Here is a 2,434-nt window from a genome sequence, read left to right on the forward strand (position 1 = left end):
TTTACGGTTGCCGTATTTCCAGCAATGCGGTTTAATTTCCTGCCAGGAGGGTCGTCTCACTTCGGGCCGGTGGTCGGTAACCGCTTTTCCAGCTTTACGGCTTTACGGTTGCCGTAAAGCCGTAATTCTGTATCCTAGGAAGTACACACATAGGAGGAGGTTTTACATGCTCATCAGCGTGGTTAACGCAAAAGGCGGCGTCGGAAAAACGACGACTTCAATGTATCTTGCTGCAGCTCTTGCCGCACAGGGCAAAGATGTCAGAGTGATCGACCTTGACCGTCAGGGCACGGCCATTGACTGGGCCGAGCGGGCGCAGGACGCCGAGGAACCCTTGCCCTTCAGGGTGGAAAACACCATTCCCCGCCGCCTAGAGAGAATTACTCGGCTTGCAGAACCGGAAGAGTTCATCGTGGTGGACACACCCCCCGGCGATCCTGAAGCAATTGACGCGGCCATCGCTGCCGCAGATTTCGTCGTGGTTCCCACGCGCGCCACGAACGCGGATCTATCCCGAGTCTGGGAGCTGCAGCCCTCGCTGGAGGGGAAAGCGTACGGCGTTTTGATCACGTTCGCCCGTACCGGCACTAGCTCGCTCGATATTGTCCTTCAAGCCCTCGCAGACAACGCAGTCCCCGTCTTCGATGAACTTATTCCTCTGCGCGAGAATATCCATTCAACCTTTGGCTACACTCCCGGGCCCGAATCCTATGGGTACGACGGGGTGGCCAAGCAGATCCTGGAGGTTGTCGAATGAGCAGCACGAGAAACAGAGTTTCTGGCCAAGTCGGCCCGAAGAAGGCTAGCGAAAGTAATCGAACCCACCTTGCAGGGAAGAGCGTGGAAGACACCTTCCAGCCGAAAGACGACCCCGGAACGCTAAAAAAGTTGACCATTCAGATTGATGTCGACCTCCACCGCCGGCTCAAGGCGATCGCCGCCCAGGAAGGTAAGACGATGCGGGAAATCGTGGAGGAACAGCTAACCGTTTACGTCACCTCCAAGAAGTAAAGTTCTCCGCCCGCCACAGAACTGCAAATATGGTTTTACAGTTTTACGGTAACCGTAAAACTGTAAAGTGCTCGAACATTACGTCCATCCCCATTTCTGCCGTAATCCCGCATTTACGGCCTTACGGTAACTGTAATGCTGTAAATACGGTCAACCCGAATTCGGCGTTCCATTACTTCAGTTTTCCTGAGCGGTCCGGGCGGCCAAGGTAGCTACCTGCGACGCCCGCGAGTCATCGGCCAAGTCAGCCCAGCTGGCCCCCGCCAGCATGTAGTTTGGAACCTAACGCAATAAAAGTCCGGGCGCTGCGCCAACAGCCCCGGACGTGACCCCACAGAAGAATTAGAACCCGGTTGTGAGGATTTATGGATAATCATACCCCTGCGGACACCACGGCTGCCAATACTATTGGTGACCTGATCGAACCTGTAGACCATCGAGACGTGGGCTATACCAGTCGAGTTTTTGTACAAGCCCTCTTCCCGTATCGCAGCTCCACCGACCTAATCCGCCAGGTCCAACAAGGCCCGACAAAAATCACAGTCACCGCTACCGCTGGGTTGCCCTATGGCAAGTATCCCCGGTTGGTCATGGCCTACGTCATCACCAAGGCAGTAGAGCGTGACGGGCAGGCCAAAACTGGTTCGATGAGCGTGGAGGAAGCCCGGCGAATTCCCCTCGGAAACTCCCTCAACGCCTTCTTGCGTGCAATCGGACTGACTACGCGGGGGAGTGGAACTGTTATTGCTCGGATTCGTGATCAAGTTGACCGCATTGCGGCTTGCTCAATCAGGGTCGAAAACGTCGCGCAGACCGCACTCTCTACCCGTAGGGCAGCTAATCCCACCGTGGACATCAGCAATTACCACGAGCTCTGGCTATCGCCCGACCCGGATCAGCCGGCTATGAGTGAATCGTTCATTGAACTCACCGAAGAGTTCTACGACGAGATCAACCGGGCACCAATCCCGATAGATATTTCCGTCCTCCAGCAACTCGGAAAGCCCCGAGCGATGGATATCTACACTTGGCTTGCCCTCAAGAAGTTCTGGTTATCTAAGCGCAACGAACGCTCGTTTACTTTTACCTGGGAGACCCTCGAAGGTCATTTCTCTCCGGTGGAACTGACTACCTGGGTGCAGCGGCGGGATTTCCGGACCGAGATTAAGAAATGTATCGCCTCCATTGCAGAGCTCTGGCCCGAGGTAGGAGCCGAAGTCACGGCAGAGGGCCTCCTTGTTCATCAGGGGCCTACGCCGATCTCGCCGAAGCCGAGACGCAAACTCGAATCCAGATAGCCGTGACCCCACTCTGTGGGGTTTTCTATTTCCGCAGGTCACGCTGCGTACATTTACCCTCGGTCGCAGCTTTGCTCGGCTGGGGTTTTCTATTTCCGCAGGTCACGCTGCGTACATTTACCCTC

3 protein-coding genes are annotated in these 2,434 nt (G+C 55.6%); all 3 read left to right on the top strand.

The genetic code is table 11. The annotated features are described in order from the left end of the window. Positions 1–166 precede the first annotated feature (166 nt). Positions 167–757, top strand: coding sequence for an AAA family ATPase (locus tag NYP18_RS13210; RefSeq protein WP_304503860.1), 591 nt, complete (start codon positions 167–169; stop codon positions 755–757). 131 nt (positions 758–888) lie between these two features. Next, positions 889–1,011 (top strand): hypothetical protein, encoded by a 123-nt coding sequence (locus NYP18_RS13215; protein WP_259428668.1) that lies wholly within the window; start codon positions 889–891, stop codon positions 1,009–1,011. 365 nt (positions 1,012–1,376) lie between these two features. Further along, on the top strand, positions 1,377–2,309 hold the full coding sequence (locus NYP18_RS13220) for a replication protein RepA (protein ID WP_259428669.1): 933 nt from the start codon (positions 1,377–1,379) through the stop codon (positions 2,307–2,309). Positions 2,310–2,434 lie beyond the last annotated feature (125 nt).

This window comes from Corynebacterium lemuris, assembly GCF_024919295.1.
GTDB classification, from domain to species: Bacteria; Actinomycetota; Actinomycetes; order Mycobacteriales; family Mycobacteriaceae; genus Corynebacterium; species Corynebacterium lemuris.

Bases quoted from the DNA above. Each gene is read 5' to 3' on its own strand.
- NYP18_RS13210 (WP_304503860.1), top strand. From the start codon at position 167: ATGCTCATCAGCGTGGTTAACGCAAAAGGCGGCGTCGGAAAAACGACG.
- NYP18_RS13220 (WP_259428669.1), top strand. From the start codon at position 1,377: ATGGATAATCATACCCCTGCGGACACCACGGCTGCCAATACTATTGGT.